Here is a 16,144-nt window from a genome sequence, read left to right as displayed (position 1 = left end):
CGATGCGACGTTCACACCGTGTGCTGGCTGCTGCTCTCGCAGCGGTCACCTCACTCGGAGTCCTCACCGCATGCAGCACCGGGGATGACGCCGTCGCACAGAACCAGACCAACCAGTTCGTCTCGCCCGACGGCAAACTCGTCATCTCGTATCCGCCGAGCGACCGCAAATCCGCGGGTGACGTGCGCGCACCAGACCTGTTGACCGACGAGACCATCGACCTCGATGAGTTCGCCGATCAGGTGGTCGTCGTCAACGTGTGGGCGTCCTGGTGCGCGCCATGTCGCAAAGAGTTCAACGAACTCGAAGCCACCTACCAGAAGACCAAAGATAAGGGCGTCACGTTCCTCGGCATCGACTTTCGCGACAGCAAGTCAAACGCCAAGGACTTCTTCAGCGACAACAAGGTGAGCTACCGGTCCATGTACGACTACGGCGGCGCGTCACTCGCCGCCCTCGGGGTACCCGTCGGCGCGGTACCGACCACCGTCGTCCTGGACCGCCAGCACCGGCCGGCGAAGGTGTTCCTCAAGGCGATCACCGAAGAAGAACTGACGCAGGCAGTGCTCGACGTCGCGAACGAGCAGCCCGGGCCGAATGAGCAATCCGGGCCGTCGGCACCGAAGTCGCACCGATGATCCAGGCGAACCTGGCGGACGTCGGCGACTCGTTCGCGTCGACGGTCGTCTCGGGGCCGCTGCTGCTCGCTCTCGGAGCGTGTGTGGTCACCGGATTCGTGTCGTTCGCGTCGCCGTGCGTGGTTCCCCTCGTTCCCGGCTACCTGTCGTATCTCGCCGGGCTCGTCGGCGCTGAGGCGCCCGCCGTCTCGGTCGACGAGAACCGAAAGAGTGGACGTTGGCGCGTCGTCGGAGCCGCAGCTCTGTTCGTCCTCGGCTTCACTGCCGTGTACGTCCTCGCCACCGCCGCGATCTTCGGCGTCACCTCGGTGTTCCTGGACACCGACCGGCTTGAATTGATGCAGCGGATCGGGGGTGTGCTCACCATCGTGATGGGTCTGGTGTTCCTCGGCATGATTCCGTTTCTGCAGCGCGACCGCCGAATGGCGCCGCGCCGCTACTCGAATGTGATCGGCGCGCCCGTCCTCGGCGCGGTGTTCGCCGTCGGGTGGATTCCGTGCAGCAGCGCGACGCTCGGCGCCGTCCTGAGTGTCTCGATGGCGACCGAAGGTCCGTCGGCGTGGCGGGGCGCACTCTTGGTGACGGCGTACTGTCTCGGGCTGGGTATCCCGTTCCTGATTCTCGCCGCGTCGTCGGCGTGGGCGGTTCGGAGCCTCGGGTTCATCCGACGGCACGCGCGCGCCATCCAAATCGTCGGCGGCGTCGCGCTCATCGCAGTCGGTGTACTACTGGTCACCGGAACGTGGAACGAGTTCGTCGACTGGTTCCGATTCAACATGATGAACGATGTGGAGTTGCCGATATGAGCTCGTCGCAGAGCCCTGTTCAGCGCTTCGTCGTCGTCCCGTTGCGCAAGACGTGGCGTGGACTCACTTCGATGCGTACGGCGCTGGCGTTGCTCTTTCTGCTCGCCCTCGCCGCGATCCCCGGGGCGCTGTTGCCGCAGCGCGACCTCAACGAGCAGAAGACGCTCGCCTACATCGCCGACAAGGGCACGCTCGGCGAGTGGATGGATCGCGTCCAACTGTTTGACGTGTTCTCGTCGAGTTGGTTCACCGCGATCTACCTGCTGTTGTTCATCTCGCTCGTCGGCTGCCTCACGCCCCGGATCTGGGAGCACTACAAGGCGCTGCGGACGCCGCCGGTCGCCGCGCCGCGCAACCTTGGCCGTCTGCCGCGGCACATCACCGAGACCGTCGATGGTGAGCCGGCCGCGGTCGCCGAGACGGTCACCGGAAACCTGCGTCGATGGCGCAAGACCGTCCGCGTCGTCGAACCATCCGAGCGATACCCGGACGGCGCCGTCGAAGTGTCCGCGGAAAAAGGGTATCTCCGCGAACTCGGCAATCTCGTCTTCCACTTCGCGCTGCTCGCACTCCTCGTCGCGATCGCGACGGGCAAGATGTTCGGCTACGAAGGCTCCCGCACCCTCGTCGCCGACGGCGACCAAGTGTTGTGCAACACCTCGACGGCCGTCTACGACACCTTCCGGTCCGGGGCGCTCGTCGACGGCACCGGCCTCGCACCGTTCTGCTTCCGCGTCGACGACTTCTCCGCGACTTTCTTGCCCAACGGGCAACCCGATATGTACGACGCGAAGGTTGCCTACACGACCGATGTGACGTCGGCGCCGGACACCTGGCCGACCACATCGGTCCAGGTGAACAAGCCGCTCCGCATCGCGGGCGACCGTGTCTATGTGCTGGGCAACGGTTTCGCGCCGACTTTCACAGTCACGTTCCCGAACGGGGAGAAGCGCACCCAGACTGCACCGTTCCTGCCGCAGTCGACGCAGACGATGCTCTCCGAGGGTGCGATTCGATTCGAGACGCCCGCAGGCATGTACCCGAACCCCGACGATCGGCGGAAGAACCAGATCGCGATTCAAGGCCTGTTCGCGCCTGACCCGGTGTTCGGGCACGGCGGACTGCTCGACTCGCAGTCGCCGGTCGTCAACAAGCCGACGACCGCCATCCGTGTCTACGAGGGCGACACCGGCATCGACTCCGGCACCCCGCAGAACGTCTACTCGCTCGACCAGAAGCTCGTGGACCAAGGGCGCCTCGTTCAGAAGGCCTCGGTCAATCTCGAAGTCGGGAAGGACGTCGTCCTCGAAGACGGAACTCGCGTCTCGTTCGACGGCTACCAGCGCTGGGTGTCTGTGCAGGTATCGCATGACCCTGCGCAGACCTGGGTCTTGGTGTCCGCAGTCGCGATGGTGCTCGGCCTGGTGGTCTCGCTGATGATCCGGCGACGCCGCATCTGGGTGCGACTCGTACCGGCCAAGGACGGCTCCGGTGGTGACAACGGCGAAGTCCGACGTACTGTAGTAGAGGTGGCTGGACTGGCCCGAACCGATCAGGCGGGCTGGGGCGAAGGCTTCGAAGACCAGGCGCGCAGTCTGCTGACTGCCGCCGACAAGCGCGCCAAGCTGTGATGCGCGAGATCGAGAAGAAGGATCACTGATGGAAGAGACGTCGTACGTCAACGAGACGCTCGGCCAGTACTCCGACTGGTTCTACGCCACCGCGGTCACCGTGTATGCGATCGCGATGATCCTGTTCCTCGCCTCGCTGGCGTCGGCTCGGTTCGCCAAGATCGAGAAGGCGCAGGAGCGTGAACTCGTCGGTGCCGGGGCGAGTGTCTCCGCCGACGACCGTGTGCCCGGCCGCGTCGCAGGCCCCGCCCCTCGGCGCGGCGCAGGGGAACGTCTCGGCGCCATGGCGTACCCGGTCGTCTGGGTCGGCCTCGCCGCGCACCTCACGTCGATTGTGTTGCGCGGTGTCGCGACCGACCGCGCGCCGTGGGGCAACATGTACGAGTTCATCTCCCTCACGTGCATCGCGTGCGTCGCGGCGGGCGTCGTCGTACTGCGCAGGCGTGAGCACCGGCCGCTGCTCAGCTTTGTGCTGATCCCGGTCATCTTGCTCATGTTCATCGCGGGAAAGTTCTTGTACACGGTGCCCGCTCCCGTCGTACCCGCGCTCAAGTCGTACTGGCTAGCCATCCACGTCTCGATCATTTCGATCTCGTCTGGCGTGCTGCTCGTCTCGGGCGTCGCCAGCATCCTTTTCCTGGTGAAGCAGCAGTGGAATATCAAAGCGGACGAGACCGCGAGCGGTTTCACCGGAGGGCTTGGGCGTCTGCTCGGGCATCTTCCGTCGCTAGAGTCCCTCGACCGGCTCGCCTACAAGTGCGTGGTCATCGGCTTCCCGCTGTTCGGCCTCGGCGTCATCTGCGGGGCGATCTGGGCAGAGTCGGCGTGGGGCCGCTTCTGGGGTTGGGATCCGAAGGAGACCGTCTCATTCATCGCGTGGGTCATCTACGCCGCGTACCTGCACGCTCGCGCGACCGCGGGCTGGCGCAATGCCGCAGCTTGGATCAACGTCGCGGGCTTCGTGGCGTTGCTGTTCAACCTCTTCGCGATCAACCTCGTCGTGTCGGGTCTGCACTCTTACGCCGGACTGTGACGTAGCGGGGGCCAGTGGATGAGCGTCAGAGACTGCTGAGGAAGTCCGGGTCGTCGTCCGGCCCCTTGGGTGCCGGGCCGCGACGACGGTCGGGGACCGGGTGCTCCGACGGCGGCTGCCGCAACCCGATCAGACGCCAACCAATGAATGCGATCGCGCAGATCAGGACTGCTGCTAGTACAAAACCCATGGCAACGGCCACCTCCTGAGAGTCCACGTTACGTGAACTTTCAGGAGGTGGCCGTCGTGTCGTTCGGGATCGTCCCTCGTCGGGACAGAGAACGACTCGTCAGGAACGGTTGAGGAGCGCGACGACGTCGGCCTCACGGAAGCGGCGGTGGCCACCCGGCGTGCGGATCGACTTGAGGACCCCCGACGAGGCCCATCGGGCGACGGTCTTGGGATTGACGTTGAACATCGCCGCGACCTGCCCCGGGGTGAGGTTGTGCTGCGTCGCCAATGCGGGCGTAATCATTCCGCTGGTCGTCTGCTCGTCGTTGTCGGCGATTGCTGTCATTGGTTGAGACCTCCTGTAGGTGGTTGACGTTCCGTTGACGCCGCCCGGCCGGTTTCTGCCGAACGCCGGGACAGCTCCATCTGTACACGCACTTGCGGTGGTTGCTCGAACAGTCAGGTGTAAGTAAAGAGACCGTAATGTCCGTTAGATGGGGGACGAAATGCCCTATCGTTCGCCGGTCACGCCCGCTCTGTAGCACAAGAACGTGGGTGGAATCCGCGGCTGCGCGGGCACGTATCCTGGAATCCATGAGTGAAGACCGTTCCGCAACCACGTCGGCAAACGACGAAGCGCCCGCCACCATGGGGACGCTTGTCGTCGCCGTGCTCTTGTACACGGCGGCTCGGCTGGTCCTCGTCGTCGCCATCGCCGCGGTGATCTACTTCGTCGCGAAGGCAGTCAGCGTCGACGTCCCGCTGCTCGTGGCCGCCGTCTTCGGTGTGTTGATCGCGCTCCCGCTCGGGATGGTCCTGTTCAAGTCGCTGCGTCTGCGCGTCAACGATCAGATCGCGCGGGTCGATGCCGAACGGAGCGCACGCCGAGACGACATCGCGGCGCGCCTGCGAGGCGACGAGTAGTGAGCGCAACGCGGGTCGTCGCGCGGGTGAGCGACCGGTCGTGGACCGCCGACGCCGTCCGCCGGATCGAAGCCGACGGGCTACGCAGCGCCGACACGCATCTGCTGAAGGTCGACCTGCCCGACTGGTCTCGGACCCCCGCGGGGGGCGTCGACCTGTATCTGAAAGACGAGTCGACGCATCCAACGGGTTCACTCAAGCATCGACTCGCCCGTTCACTATTCCTGTATGCGCTCTGTAACGGCTGGATAGCGCCAGAAACCACGGTTATCGAAGCGTCGTCGGGCTCGACGGCGGTGTCGGAAGCGTACTTCGCGAAGCTGATCGGTGTCCCGTTCGTCGCTGTCATGGTGAAGGGCACATCACCGCGCAAGACCGAACTGATCGAGGCACAGGGCGGCATGTGCCATTTCGTCGACTCGCCGACTGAGATCTACACGGTGGCCCAACGGCTTGAGCGTGAACTCGGCGGACACTTCATCGACCAATTCACGATGGCCGAACGTGCCACGGACTGGCGCGGGAACAACAACATCGCCGAGTCGGTGTTTGCGCAGATGGCGCGCGAGCCGCACCCGGTGCCGGAGTGGATCGTCGTCGGGGCGGGCACTGGCGGCACCTCCGCGACATTCGGTCGGTACCTCCGCTACCAGCAGCACGAGACCCGCCTCGCCGTCGTCGACGTCGAGAACTCGGTCTTTCTACCCGCGTACGAGGCGGGAGACGGCAGCATCGTCTCGACGGGAGCATCACGTATCGAGGGGATCGGACGGCCGCGCGTGGAACCGTCGTTCGTCTCGCAGGTGATCGACGCGATGATCGGCGTACCCGACGCTGCGTCGGTCGCCGCTGCCCGCTTCCTCTCGAACCGTCTCGGGCGCCGCGTCGGCGGGTCGACGGGCACCAACTTTTGGGGTGCGTGCGCGCTGCTCTCCGAAATGGTCCGGCACGGACGGGCGGGCAGTGTCGTCACCCTGCTGTGCGACAGCGGAGATCGCTACGAGCACACGTACTTCAATGACGACTGGGTCAGGACGCAGGGCCTCGAACTGGGGCCGCCCACAGCCGTTCTCGACGAGTATTTCGCGACAGGCACCTGGCGCGAATAGCGAATCTCGTAACGTTGGCACTCGAACCGGTCCCCACGCACGGTTCGAGTGCCAACGTTCTACGAATCTGAGGGGCGCGCGCGTGTGCGTAGTCGAGGCCACCGATCTGGTGCGTGAGTACCGCATGGGCGAAGAGACGGTGCGGGCGCTCGACGGCGCGTCGCTGACGCTCGACGGCGGACAGTTCGTCTCGGTCGTCGGACCGTCCGGGGCGGGAAAATCGACACTCCTGCACGTGATCGGGGCGCTCGACGCGCCGGACTCCGGCACCATTCGGGTCGATGGAACCGATCTGACCGCCCTCGACGACGACGCCGCTTCGGACTTCCGGCGTCACCGGGTCGGCTTCATCTTCCAGTTCTTCAACCTCGTCCCGACCTTGACTGCGTGGGAGAACGTCGCATTGCCGAAACTTCTCGACTCGAAGTCGCTGGCCAAGGCGAAGCCGCGTGCCGTCGAACTCATGGAACGCGTCGGCCTCGGTGACCGGATCGACCACCGTCCTTCAGAGATGTCGGGCGGGCAGATGCAACGTGTGGCGATCGCGCGGTCGCTCATCATGGATCCGAAGATCATCCTCGCCGACGAGCCGACCGGCAATCTCGACTCGCAGACCGGTGCAGACGTGCTCGCGCTCCTCGCCGACGTCGCCCACGAAGGGGCGGATCGGCTGGTCCTAATGGTCACACACGACCAGGGCGCGGCCGAAGTCTGCGACCGGGTGGTGACCGTCCGAGACGGCAAGGTCTTCGGCGGGACGGACCGGTAAGTGCGAACCCTGTCGGCCGGCATCACGCGCGTCCGGGTCATTGGACTGCGCGACCTGGCGGCCCACAAGCTCCGTGTGGTCACATCGTTGCTCGTCGTCATGGTTTCGTCGGCGCTGCTCGTCGCGGTCCTGTCGGTGTACGGCTCGCTGACCGCGTCGGTGCACGACTTCACCGCCGCGATCTCCGGCGACGCGACGCTCGAAGTCGCGGCGATCGCCGACTCGGGGGTCGACACCGACCTCGCGGGCGAACTTCGCCGCGAGGTACCGCAGGCAAAGAGCGTAGTCCCGGTGATCCGCGGGACGGTGACCGTCGACGGTGAGCCGACAGTACTCGTCGGCTCGGACTACCGGGCGTCGTCGCTGTCGCCGCAGTTGCGCGACGCCGTCAACACCGACTCCGGGGTGACCCTCGACGATCTGACCGACGGAATCGTCGTCGGTGACGCGATGGGGATGAGCCAAGGTCAGGAGATCCGGATCGGAGACCGGACGGTCACTGTCGTCGATGTGCTGGGCGAACAGTCGCATGCACTCAACGGTGGTCGGTTCGTTTTCGCGTATCTCCCGCTCGCACAGGAATTGACCGGGTTGGAGGATTCGGTCGACTCGTTGATGATCGTCCCGCAGCCGGGAGCCGACGAGTCGGCGCTGCGGACCGCCGTCGAAAGGGTGGTCCAGGATCGGGCGAGCGTCGTCGACCCCGACTTCCGGGTGCGTCAGGCCGAGGTCGCGGGATCGGTGGTGCGCGATTCGACCCTGCTGGTGTCGATGGTGTCGCTGGTGATCGCCGCGTTCCTGGTCTTCAACACGATGAATATGGCAGTCGCGTCACGGCGTCAGAGCATCGCGATGATCCGCGCGCTCGGCGGTCGGCGCAGACAGCTCGCGGCGGACCTGCTCGTCGAGGCCGTCGTTTTCGGCGTGCTCGGCGGGATCCTCGGAATCCCGGTCGGTGTGCTCGCTGGACGGTGGGCGCTCGGACGTGTGCCAGACGGCAGCGGCACCGCCGGCATGGTCGTCACGTATTCGCTGCCAGCGTATGTTCCCGTGGTCGCGGTGGCTGCCGCAGTCGTCGCGTGCGTGGCTGCCACGTCGCTCGCCGCGAAGGCGGTCTTCTCGGTGACCCCGGTCGAAGCGATGGTGCCCGGCCAGGTGACCGACGCGGGCCCGCTCCCACGCCGTCTTCTCGCGGTGAGCGGCGTCGTGGGAGTAGCCGGGCTGGCCGGGTCGTGGCTGATCGTCTGGGGTGTGCAGGGACGCCCGGCGATCATCGCAGGTGCGGTGTATGCGGTGGGTGGACTCGTACTGTGCTTCGCGCTCAGTCCCATCATCGTCGCGGGTGTGCGGGCGGTCGCGGGTCGATTCGGCGGCCCCGGGAGGCTCGCCTCGGTCAACTCCGAGCGGGCGCCGCGCAGAGCATGGGCGACGGTGATGACGGTCGCGGTCGCCGTCGCCGTGGGGATAGGCATCTCGGGTGCGCTCAACAACCTCGTCGGGTCGATCTCCGCATCGTTGGACGGCATCGCCGATCCCGACCTCTACGTGTCGTCGCGCGACGCGGACTCGATACCGCTGGGTCCGGCTCTGGCGCCCGCGATCCGTGGCGAAGTCGCTCGGACCCCCGGGGTGCGAGAGGTAGTCGGCGGACAGTGGGCGAGTGTCAACATCGGTGACGCTCGGGCACTGATCCAGGGACTGGAGCCGGGATCTTCGGCACCGTTCCTTCGCAAGACGTCGCCGGAGGCGACGCGAGCGACGCTCGACGGTGACGGAATACTGTTGTCGAACACTCTGGCCCGTGCGCTCGACGTCGACACCGGCGATCGTCTCGAACTCGCGACACCGACCGGGCCACGACACGTGGCCGTCCTCGACACCGTGAACTATGTGTCGATGGACTCGGGTGTGGCGGCACTGTCGGTGGACCTGCTACGCGACTGGTTCGAGCGGCCCGGCGACACCTACCTTCAGGTGATGCTCGACCCGGGCGCCGACGAGAACGCGGTGCGCGAATCGGTGACCGCGGTCGCTGACAGTCATCCGGGTGCGGGCGGCGCGCCCGTCCACGTCTATACCGGCCAGGAGTCGTTGGAAGCCACGCAGAAGACGGCTGAGCAGTCGGGCGGATTCACCGTCGCGATCCAGTGGATCGTGTCGGCGGCGGCCGCCGTCGCGCTGCTCAACACGTTGCTCCTGTCGGTCCTAGAACGTCGGCGCGAGATCGGGGTGCTGCGTTCGATGGGCGCGTCGCGTCGGTTCGTCTCCCGGATGGTGCTGGCTGAGGCCGGAGCGATCGCGGCGGTCGGCGCGCTCGTCGGCGTCGTGATGGGCACCGGCCTGCACGTGCTCGCTGACGAGATCCTGGCAGAGACGACGGCCATTGAGATCGTGTACTCCCCACTGTGGTCGTCGAGCTGGTACGTCGCGATCTCCGCGCTGCTCTGCCTGGTCGGTGCGCTCGTCCCCGCGATCCGGGCGGGCCGATTGAATATCAGCGAGTCCGTGGCGTCGGAATGATCGCCGCGATGGAGCGGCGCCAAGTCGCGATCTATCTCGCTGGCCTGGTGGTCGGGGCCGGGCTCGGCTTGCTCGTGCCGTCGGTCATCGGCCCGGCGACGACGGCGATCGATCCGCTGCTGGTCGCGCTGCTCTACGCGACATTCCTCGGCATCCCGTTCGGACGTTTGGGTGGGGCGCTGCGCGACTGGCGCTTCGTCGGCGCGGTGCTCGTCGTCAATTTCGTCGCGGTGCCGATCGTGGTGTTCGGACTGTCGCGGATCGTCGCGCACGACCGGGCGTTGCTCGTCGGCGTGCTGTTCGTGCTACTGGCGCCGTGCGTCGACTATGTGATCGTCTTCAGTGGCATCGCGGGCGGGGCGAAGGACCGACTGCTCGCCGCGTCGCCGATGCTGATGGGCGTCCAGATGGTTCTGCTCCCCGGATTTCTGTGGTTGTTCGTCGGATCAGAGGTGGTGTCGACGATCGATGTCGAACCGTTCGTCCGCGCGTTCGTGGTCATCGTCGCGACGCCGTTGGTGCTCGCCGGACTAACGCAATGGGCGTCGTCGCGCATTCGGTTGGCCCGCAGGGTAAATGGGATCGCCGCTGCCGCGATGGTGCCGATCGTGACGGTCACACTCGTGGCGGTGGTGGCGTCGCAGATCTCCGGAGTGCGCGATCAGATCGCGTCGCTCGCGCTTGTGATCCCGGTCTATGTGCTGTTCGCGGTGGTGATGGTGCCGGTGGGTGTCGGCGTTGGACGCCTGGCCGGGCTCGACGGTCCCAGTCTGCGGAGCGTCGTGTTCAGCGGCGTAACCCGGAACTCTTTGGTGATCCTGCCGTTGGTGCTTGCGTTGCCCGCGGCGTTCGACCCCGCCCCGCTCGTGGTCGTGACCCAGACTTTGGTCGAACTCGTCGTCATGGTCGTCATGGTGCGGCTGGTCCCGAGGCTTGTTCGTCGGGACGCCCGCTAAATCGAGTCGTCAATAAATGTTGACAACGGCGTGAATGTCAACATAACCTGACAACATGCACGACGATGGAACGACGACAGACGCGACGACCGTCGCGGGAACAGCAGCCAGTGACGACCCGGGCGTAGGCCTGGGCACGGTCCGGGCGCTCCGAACCCTCGCGGACCGTCTCGAAGACGTCCACGTCGCTTCGGCTCGCGCCAAAGGGTGGAGCTGGCAGGCGATTGCAGACGTACTCCAGGTCAGCCGTCAAGCCGTGCATCAGAAGCATTCACAACGAGAAGCCGCTTCGGCGGCCGGAAAGGACGGCAACGATGTTTGACCGTTTCTCGCGGGAGGACCGCACACTGTTCATGTTCGCCACGCAGGAGGCTCGAGACCTCGGGCATTCCACGCTCGGCAACGACCATCTGATCCTTGGCATGCTCTGTAATGCTCGAAGCCCGATCTTCGGTGTTCTCGGCGAGCAGGGATTCACGCTCGATGACGCCCGCAAGGTCGTCGCCGACTACCACGAGAGCAACGACGAGCCGGTGGCATCATCAGACGCCGACGGCCGTTACGAAGAAGACAAAGAAGCACTCCGCAGCATCGGGATCGACCTCGATCGCGTCCGTGAGGCCGTCCAGTCGAAGTTCGGCGACGATCTGGCCGACGGCTGGGGCGATCGCTCGGGCCGCAGGCGGGGCTCCAGCCGCGGTGACTGCGGCGACCGGCGCGGTCGAGGACCGCACGGCCGTGGTCGCGGTCCCGGATTCGGGGGACCGGGATTCGGTCCGGGACCCGGCTGGGACGCCGAGGGTCCGTGGGACGGCGGCCGCGGTCGGCGCGGACCCCGTGGGCGCGGTCGCGCCCGGATGAACGGGCCGGTGCGCGATTCGTTGCGCTCGGCCGTCATGCTGGCGCGCACGCGCGGTGACGACCGGATCGGCGTCGCCCATCTGATGCTCGGCATCCTCGAAACGAACGACGACGCGTCCCGCGCCGTCGTCGAGGCCGTCACCGACCGGGATGCGCTACGCACCGCGGTCGAGGCGATGCTGGAGCCCGCGGCCGTCTGACCCTGAAGGTCAGGCTGTTACGTGAGTCCGAGCGCCAATCCCGTCGCGACGGCCCACACCAACATGGCCTGGCCGGTCGTTGCGAGAGATGGGATCAGGTCGCGGCCGCGGGCGCTGGAGACGACGGGCCGGACCGCGATGACGGCTAGCGGTGCGGCGAGCAGACCGGCGAATGCGGCCGTCGTCACCGGCGCGAGTGCGATCGTCATCACGAACGGCAGCGCGATCAAGAACGCGAACAGGCCGCGGGTGCCGTTCTCGCCGAGTCGGACCGCAAGCGTGATCTTGCCCGACTCCCGGTCGGTGGGGATGTCGCGCAGATTATTCACGACGAGCACCGCGCTGGAGAAAGATCCGACGCCCACCGCGCAGACACCGCCGATCCAGTCGACGCGGCCGCATGTCACGTACTGGGTGCCCAGGACGGCGACTAGGCCGAAGAACACGAACACGGCGATCTCACCGAACCCGAGGTACCCGTACGGCTTCTTGCCGCCGGTGTAGAACCAGGCGCCCGCGATGCACACGACACCGACTGCGATCAGCCAGTAGGCAGTCGTGATCGCGATCGCCAGACCTGCTGCCGCAGCGATGCCGAAGCAGATGAACGCTGCCGCCTTGACGGCTCCGGGGCTGGCGGCCTTCGAGCCGACCAGACGCATCGGTCCGACACGATCGTCATCGGTGCCGCGGACGCCGTCGGAGTAGTCGTTGGCGAAGTTGACGCCGATGATCAAGGCGAGCGCGACGACCAACGCCAACACTGCCTTCCACCAGGACACATCGCCGAGATGGGCGGCCGCCCCCGTGCCTACGACGACGGGTGCGATCGCGTTCGGCAGCGTCCGAGGGCGGGCGCCTTGAATCCATTCGTTGACGGTAGCCACGCATTAGAGCATGTCACCGTCGTCCGTCCGACTACCCGGCTGGGCCTCCGATTGTGAGGTGTGCGGTACCAGCAACCGCACAGGAATCCTCCGAACGGGGTCTGTTGGATGCGGTCGGCAGCGTGTTCAGATCGAATTGTGAATTTCAGGGGGAAAGTCGCGGCGACTACACTTGCCGGACTCATGGTGGCCGGAACCGCGGGGCCCGCGTGGGCCGACGGGCCGACGGACGCGAGGCTCGACCAGTATGCGGACGCGGGATCGAATCCCGCCGACTTCGACGACGTGTTGGGCAAATGGGTGGCCGCCGACCGGTTGGAAGGCGCCCTGGTCGTCGTCACTCCCGGTACCGACGACACCGGTCTGGCGGAACGGACGGCCGGGCTGGTCGGCGCCCGCGAAAACTGGATCGTGAAGTACCCGGAATCGATCTGGCCGGTGTCCTCGGGTAAGTCCGGTTCGCTGCTGCCGTTCTTCGCGCCGACTTACGACCAGTCCAAAGGCGTCGCCATCGACGCGAACCTGTCGATCATGCGGGCGCTCGCCGGCGCCGGCGGCATGGTTGTGTACACCGGATATTCGCAGGGCGCGGACGCGCTTGGGAATGCGGCCGAGCTGGCGAACGCCGAGCATCTGCTCGACGAGAACACGGTGATCCTCCTCGTCTCGGATCCGCGTGGTCCGTGGGGCCTCAAACCGGGCCTGGAGAAGATCCCGTTCGTGCCGTTGGTCATGGCGTTCATCGGGGCGAACAACGATGGCGCGCGCGACCCGGGGGCCACCGGCGACGCGCGGGTCGTGCAGGTGATCATCAACGGCGACCCGGTAGCCAACTGGCAGTGGAACCCGCTGCGGCCCGTCTCGTCGCTGCTCGTCGACCTCGCCGGATTCGTCACGATCCACGCGGGCACCGGACCGTACTCCTACGCGAACCTCGACGAACTCGAGCTGAAGAAGACGCTCTACAGCGCCGAGGGGAATACGACCTACGAGGTATATGACACCTACCATCCGTTGGCGCTCGTCAATTGGATGATCGCCGACGCGCTCGGCATCGACGTCGACGAGGCGCAGCTCCGGGAGTGGGATCGCCAGGCAGAGATCTTCTATCCGCTGCAGGAGGTCACACCGGAGACCGCAGACCCCGGCGTTAAGGTCGTCGAGCAGCGTGCGGGCAGGCACCGACTGGTCGACGAGAACGGCGACCACGTCCAGGCGGTCAAAACGGCGACCTCCGGTGCAGGCACCTACGTGCCACGGCATGCGGCGCCGGAAGTAGATCCCGCGCCGACCGAACCGGCCGCGACCGAACGAGGCGCGACCGAACTAGGCGCATCCGAACCCGAATCGAGTGAACCCGTGGCGACCGGATCGGAAGCGACGGGGTCCGACACGGCCGAACCTGAGGCAGCCGAGGAACAGTCCGACGAGCAGCAGTCCGACGAGACTGCGACTGTCCCGGCCGACGACGCGCCTGACCCTGACGCGACTGGCCCTGACTCGGCCTGATCAGCCGAGCAGGTCGCGTAACTGTCTGCGGTCCACTTTGCCCGGGCCTCGGCGGGGGAGAGTGTCGAGTACGAACAGCTCGCGCGGGGCAGCGTACCGGTCCAGTCGGTCGACGACGATGGCGCGGACCTCGTCGATGGTCGGTGTCGGGCCGCCCGGTGCGGGCACGACGGCGGCGACCACACGCTCACCGAGCCGGTCGTCGGCGAGTCCGACCACAGCGCAGTCGGCGACCGTCGGCAGTTCGTCGATCACCGCTTCGACGACTTGCGGGATCACGGTGAGTCCACCGGTGGAGATGGCTTCGTCGGCGCGGCCGACGATCGTCAGCACCCCGTCGTCGACGGTGCCGAGGTCGTCTGTGCGGAACCAGCCGGGCTCGGCGAACGCCGAATGGTCCGGCAGATTCCGGTAGCCGAGAGCGATGCTCGCACCGCCCAGGATCACCCGGCCGACGCCGTCGGAATCCGGGTCCTCGATCCGGATCTCGACGTCTCGCAGGGGGACACCGTCGTACACGCATCCACCTGCGGTTTCGCTCATTCCGTACGTCCGGACGATGGTCAGCCCGGCGTCGACGGCTTGCCGTTGCAGTGCGGCAGGTGTCGCCGCGCCGCCGACGAGGATGCCGTCGAGTTCGGCGAGCGCTGCGGTGGCGGCCGGGGACTCGAGCGCTTTCCGCAGTTGTGCGGGGACGAGCGAGGTATAGCGCCGCGGTCCGTCAAGAGCGTCGACCGCGGACCGTAAGACGGCCGGGTCGAACCCGGACGAGAGGTCGACGACGACGGGGTCGTGTCCAGCGGCGAGGGAGCGCAGCATGACCTGCAAACCCGCGATGTGGTGCGGCGGCAACGTCAACAGCCATGCGCCCGGACCGCCGAGGGTCTGGGCGGTCGCGTCCGCCGATGCGCGCAGCGTGTCGCGGGTGTGCATCGCCCCTTTAGGCACTCCGGTCGTCCCGGACGTAGACACGACGAGCGCGACACGATCGTCGATCGCTTCGCCGACGCCGAGATGCTTCGACAGGCGTGTGGCCTCGCTGGATCCGGTGTCGGGGAGCGGCAGATACGCGGCATCGCCGGACAGGAGCGCCGACAGTTCTCGCCGGACGTCGTCCACGGCGAGATTGGGCGGAAGGACCAATGGTCGAAGCAGTCTCAGGGTTCGTCCTTCGGGGTAGACGGCGGCGGGAACGGGTCGTCGTCGAATGGCCAGCTGGTCTCGGCCAGACGATCACGGACCCGCTCGATGTCTTCGCTGCGGGGCAGTTCGTCGGTCACTTTAGTGATCTCGACGGCAATGTCGACAGAGCCCACCGGTCTGGCGGGCAGCAGGTCGCTGGCGACCTGCGTGACCTCGTCGTCGCTGAGTTGTCGGCGCAGCAGCGCCAACAGAGGAATGTGATCGCTCTGTGGGACGCCTTGCGGATACCCGGCGCGTAGCCAAGAGCGGATCATGGTGAGCAGCGACGGGCGGTCCACAGCGGGCAGATCTAGTCGGCCGTGGAGACTTTGAGCGCCAGCGGCCAGCCTGCGGCGGCAAGACGTGACGCGACTTGACGCTGCTCTTCGACGGACGGCGCCTGCTCAGTGACGGCGTGGATCGCGTCCCGAATGCGTTCGGGCGTTGCCGGATTCTCGGTGCCGTACTCGACGGCCAGCTTGAGCACGATGTCGGTGATCTCCGACTCGGTCAACACTGGGGTCAGCAGGGCGAACAGTGGTGGGTAGTCGGCGGCGGGAACGCCCTCGGGGTACCCGGCGCGAATCCAGGTGATCACGTTCTCGAACAGTGAAGGAGCCATGATGGTGCGCTGATCCTTTCAGATCACTTGTAAGCGAAGCCGGGGAAGATCTGCAGATCGAAGTAGTAGAGCAGGGTCTGACGGGTGACCCAGAGGATGCCGACGACGATGATCAGCGCCGCGAGCCCGATCAGGGCGTACCCCAGGTATTTCAGTGCGGGGGTCTTGCTGGTGCTCGTCTCGAGTTCACCTTCACCCGCGGCTTCGGCACGCATGCCGAGTGCGAACAGTACGGGCAGTCCGGCGCCGAGGAGTAGGCCGACGGCCAAGACCTTCATGAGCGATTCGACGATGTCCATTGCGATCTACCTTTCGAGGTGCCGGAG

At 66.4% G+C, this 16,144-nt stretch carries 19 protein-coding genes; 12 read left to right on the top strand and 7 right to left on the bottom strand.

Going from position 1 to position 16,144, the window contains the following annotated elements:
• Positions 1 to 2 precede the first annotated feature (2 nt).
• From MP11Mi_RS03895 to ccsB, 4 genes are read left to right on the top strand one after another with little or no spacing between them, the layout of a single operon-like run.
• Positions 3 to 638, top strand: a complete 636-nt coding sequence (locus MP11Mi_RS03895) for a TlpA family protein disulfide reductase (protein WP_420040997.1) — start codon at positions 3 to 5, stop codon at positions 636 to 638.
• Positions 635 to 1,444 carry a cytochrome c biogenesis CcdA family protein gene (locus tag MP11Mi_RS03890; protein WP_420040996.1) on the top strand — a complete coding sequence of 270 codons (810 nt, stop codon included), beginning with the start codon at positions 635 to 637 and terminating at the stop codon, positions 1,442 to 1,444. Before MP11Mi_RS03895 ends, MP11Mi_RS03890 begins: the two co-directional genes overlap by 4 nt.
• On the top strand, positions 1,441 to 3,075 hold the full coding sequence (gene resB / locus MP11Mi_RS03885) for a cytochrome c biogenesis protein ResB (RefSeq protein ID WP_420040995.1): 1,635 nt from the start codon (positions 1,441 to 1,443) through the stop codon (positions 3,073 to 3,075). Before MP11Mi_RS03890 ends, resB begins: the two co-directional genes overlap by 4 nt.
• Before the next feature lie 28 nt (positions 3,076 to 3,103).
• Positions 3,104 to 4,108 carry a c-type cytochrome biogenesis protein CcsB gene (ccsB, locus tag MP11Mi_RS03880; protein ID WP_420040994.1) on the top strand — a complete coding sequence of 335 codons (1,005 nt, stop codon included), beginning with the start codon at positions 3,104 to 3,106 and terminating at the stop codon, positions 4,106 to 4,108.
• Positions 4,109 to 4,133: 25 nt separating this feature from the next.
• Here ccsB and MP11Mi_RS03875 read toward each other — a convergent pair whose 3' ends face one another.
• Together MP11Mi_RS03875 and MP11Mi_RS03870 are read right to left on the bottom strand one after the other, a co-directional pair.
• Positions 4,134 to 4,298, bottom strand: a complete 165-nt coding sequence (locus MP11Mi_RS03875; protein ID WP_420040993.1) for a hypothetical protein — start codon at positions 4,296 to 4,298, stop codon at positions 4,134 to 4,136.
• A gap of 99 nt (positions 4,299 to 4,397) precedes the next feature.
• Positions 4,398 to 4,625 carry a BldC family transcriptional regulator gene (locus MP11Mi_RS03870; protein ID WP_420040992.1) on the bottom strand — a complete coding sequence of 76 codons (228 nt, stop codon included), beginning with the start codon at positions 4,623 to 4,625 and terminating at the stop codon, positions 4,398 to 4,400.
• A gap of 248 nt (positions 4,626 to 4,873) precedes the next feature.
• Here MP11Mi_RS03870 and MP11Mi_RS03865 point away from each other — a divergent pair, with 248 nt between their 5' ends.
• From MP11Mi_RS03865 to MP11Mi_RS03835, 7 genes are all read left to right on the top strand, one after another.
• Positions 4,874 to 5,203, top strand: coding sequence for a DUF4229 domain-containing protein (locus MP11Mi_RS03865; protein ID WP_420040991.1), 330 nt, complete (start codon positions 4,874 to 4,876; stop codon positions 5,201 to 5,203).
• On the top strand, positions 5,203 to 6,312 hold the full coding sequence (cds1, locus tag MP11Mi_RS03860) for an L-cysteine desulfhydrase Cds1 (RefSeq protein WP_420040990.1): 1,110 nt from the start codon (positions 5,203 to 5,205) through the stop codon (positions 6,310 to 6,312). The genes MP11Mi_RS03865 and cds1 overlap by 1 nt, the downstream gene beginning before the upstream one ends.
• Before the next feature lie 124 nt (positions 6,313 to 6,436).
• The gene (locus MP11Mi_RS03855; protein WP_420041997.1) at positions 6,437 to 7,081 is read left to right on the top strand and encodes an ABC transporter ATP-binding protein; all 645 of its coding nucleotides are present in this window, start codon (positions 6,437 to 6,439) and stop codon (positions 7,079 to 7,081) included.
• Positions 7,082 to 9,601 (top strand): FtsX-like permease family protein, encoded by a 2,520-nt coding sequence (locus tag MP11Mi_RS03850; RefSeq protein ID WP_420040989.1) that lies wholly within the window; start codon positions 7,082 to 7,084, stop codon positions 9,599 to 9,601.
• Positions 9,598 to 10,557: an arsenic resistance protein gene (locus MP11Mi_RS03845; RefSeq protein WP_420040988.1), complete on the top strand. Its 960-nt coding sequence runs from the start codon at positions 9,598 to 9,600 to the stop codon at positions 10,555 to 10,557. Before MP11Mi_RS03850 ends, MP11Mi_RS03845 begins: the two co-directional genes overlap by 4 nt.
• 55 nt (positions 10,558 to 10,612) lie before the next feature.
• The gene (locus tag MP11Mi_RS03840) at positions 10,613 to 10,879 is read left to right on the top strand and encodes a helix-turn-helix domain-containing protein (protein ID WP_420040987.1); all 267 of its coding nucleotides are present in this window, start codon (positions 10,613 to 10,615) and stop codon (positions 10,877 to 10,879) included.
• On the top strand, positions 10,872 to 11,618 hold the full coding sequence (locus tag MP11Mi_RS03835; RefSeq protein WP_420040986.1) for a Clp protease N-terminal domain-containing protein: 747 nt from the start codon (positions 10,872 to 10,874) through the stop codon (positions 11,616 to 11,618). The genes MP11Mi_RS03840 and MP11Mi_RS03835 overlap by 8 nt, the downstream gene beginning before the upstream one ends.
• A 17-nt stretch (positions 11,619 to 11,635) precedes the next feature.
• On the opposite strand, the gene MP11Mi_RS03830 is transcribed toward MP11Mi_RS03835, so the two are convergent.
• The gene (locus tag MP11Mi_RS03830) at positions 11,636 to 12,505 is read right to left on the bottom strand and encodes a 1,4-dihydroxy-2-naphthoate polyprenyltransferase (RefSeq protein WP_420040985.1); all 870 of its coding nucleotides are present in this window, start codon (positions 12,503 to 12,505) and stop codon (positions 11,636 to 11,638) included.
• Between the two features lie 183 nt (positions 12,506 to 12,688).
• Between MP11Mi_RS03830 and MP11Mi_RS03825 the strand changes: the two genes are divergently transcribed.
• Positions 12,689 to 14,014, top strand: coding sequence for a PE-PPE domain-containing protein (locus MP11Mi_RS03825; RefSeq protein WP_420040984.1), 1,326 nt, complete (start codon positions 12,689 to 12,691; stop codon positions 14,012 to 14,014).
• Here MP11Mi_RS03825 and menE read toward each other — a convergent pair whose 3' ends face one another.
• Genes menE through MP11Mi_RS03805 form a run of 4 tightly spaced genes read right to left on the bottom strand, consistent with a single transcriptional unit; the run spans position 14,015 to position 16,117 of the window.
• Entirely contained in the window at positions 14,015 to 15,133 is a 1,119-nt protein-coding gene (gene menE / locus MP11Mi_RS03820; RefSeq protein ID WP_420040983.1) for an o-succinylbenzoate--CoA ligase, read from the bottom strand.
• Positions 15,134 to 15,171: 38 nt separating this feature from the next.
• Complete coding sequence (locus tag MP11Mi_RS03815; RefSeq protein ID WP_420040982.1) at positions 15,172 to 15,471, bottom strand: DUF3349 domain-containing protein; 300 nt, start codon at positions 15,469 to 15,471, stop codon at positions 15,172 to 15,174.
• Positions 15,472 to 15,506: 35 nt separating this feature from the next.
• The gene (locus MP11Mi_RS03810) at positions 15,507 to 15,818 is read right to left on the bottom strand and encodes a DUF3349 domain-containing protein (RefSeq protein ID WP_420040981.1); all 312 of its coding nucleotides are present in this window, start codon (positions 15,816 to 15,818) and stop codon (positions 15,507 to 15,509) included.
• Between the two features lie 23 nt (positions 15,819 to 15,841).
• Entirely contained in the window at positions 15,842 to 16,117 is a 276-nt protein-coding gene (locus tag MP11Mi_RS03805) for a hypothetical protein (RefSeq protein ID WP_420040980.1), read from the bottom strand.
• Positions 16,118 to 16,144 lie beyond the last annotated feature (27 nt).

The sequence above is a fragment of the Gordonia abscondita genome (assembly GCF_032711245.1).
GTDB lineage: Bacteria > Actinomycetota > Actinomycetes > Mycobacteriales > Mycobacteriaceae > Gordonia.
This window is presented reverse-complemented; position numbering and strand designations above follow the sequence as displayed.

Bases quoted from the DNA above. Each gene is read 5' to 3' on its own strand.
- ccsB (WP_420040994.1), top strand. From the start codon at position 3,104: ATGGAAGAGACGTCGTACGTCAACGAGACGCTCGGCCAGTACTCCGAC.
- MP11Mi_RS03875 (WP_420040993.1), bottom strand. From the start codon at position 4,298: ATGGGTTTTGTACTAGCAGCAGTCCTGATCTGCGCGATCGCATTCATT.
- MP11Mi_RS03845 (WP_420040988.1), top strand. From the start codon at position 9,598: ATGATCGCCGCGATGGAGCGGCGCCAAGTCGCGATCTATCTCGCTGGC.
- MP11Mi_RS03805 (WP_420040980.1), bottom strand. From the start codon at position 16,117: ATGGACATCGTCGAATCGCTCATGAAGGTCTTGGCCGTCGGCCTACTC.
- MP11Mi_RS03810 (WP_420040981.1), bottom strand. From the start codon at position 15,818: ATGGCTCCTTCACTGTTCGAGAACGTGATCACCTGGATTCGCGCCGGG.
- MP11Mi_RS03840 (WP_420040987.1), top strand. From the start codon at position 10,613: ATGCACGACGATGGAACGACGACAGACGCGACGACCGTCGCGGGAACA.
- MP11Mi_RS03870 (WP_420040992.1), bottom strand. From the start codon at position 4,625: ATGACAGCAATCGCCGACAACGACGAGCAGACGACCAGCGGAATGATT.
- resB (WP_420040995.1), top strand. From the start codon at position 1,441: ATGAGCTCGTCGCAGAGCCCTGTTCAGCGCTTCGTCGTCGTCCCGTTG.
- MP11Mi_RS03895 (WP_420040997.1), top strand. From the start codon at position 3: ATGCGACGTTCACACCGTGTGCTGGCTGCTGCTCTCGCAGCGGTCACC.
- MP11Mi_RS03865 (WP_420040991.1), top strand. From the start codon at position 4,874: ATGAGTGAAGACCGTTCCGCAACCACGTCGGCAAACGACGAAGCGCCC.
- MP11Mi_RS03815 (WP_420040982.1), bottom strand. From the start codon at position 15,471: ATGATCCGCTCTTGGCTACGCGCCGGGTATCCGCAAGGCGTCCCACAG.
- MP11Mi_RS03890 (WP_420040996.1), top strand. From the start codon at position 635: ATGATCCAGGCGAACCTGGCGGACGTCGGCGACTCGTTCGCGTCGACG.
- MP11Mi_RS03835 (WP_420040986.1), top strand. From the start codon at position 10,872: ATGTTTGACCGTTTCTCGCGGGAGGACCGCACACTGTTCATGTTCGCC.
- MP11Mi_RS03825 (WP_420040984.1), top strand. From the start codon at position 12,689: ATGGTGGCCGGAACCGCGGGGCCCGCGTGGGCCGACGGGCCGACGGAC.
- MP11Mi_RS03855 (WP_420041997.1), top strand. From the start codon at position 6,437: ATGGGCGAAGAGACGGTGCGGGCGCTCGACGGCGCGTCGCTGACGCTC.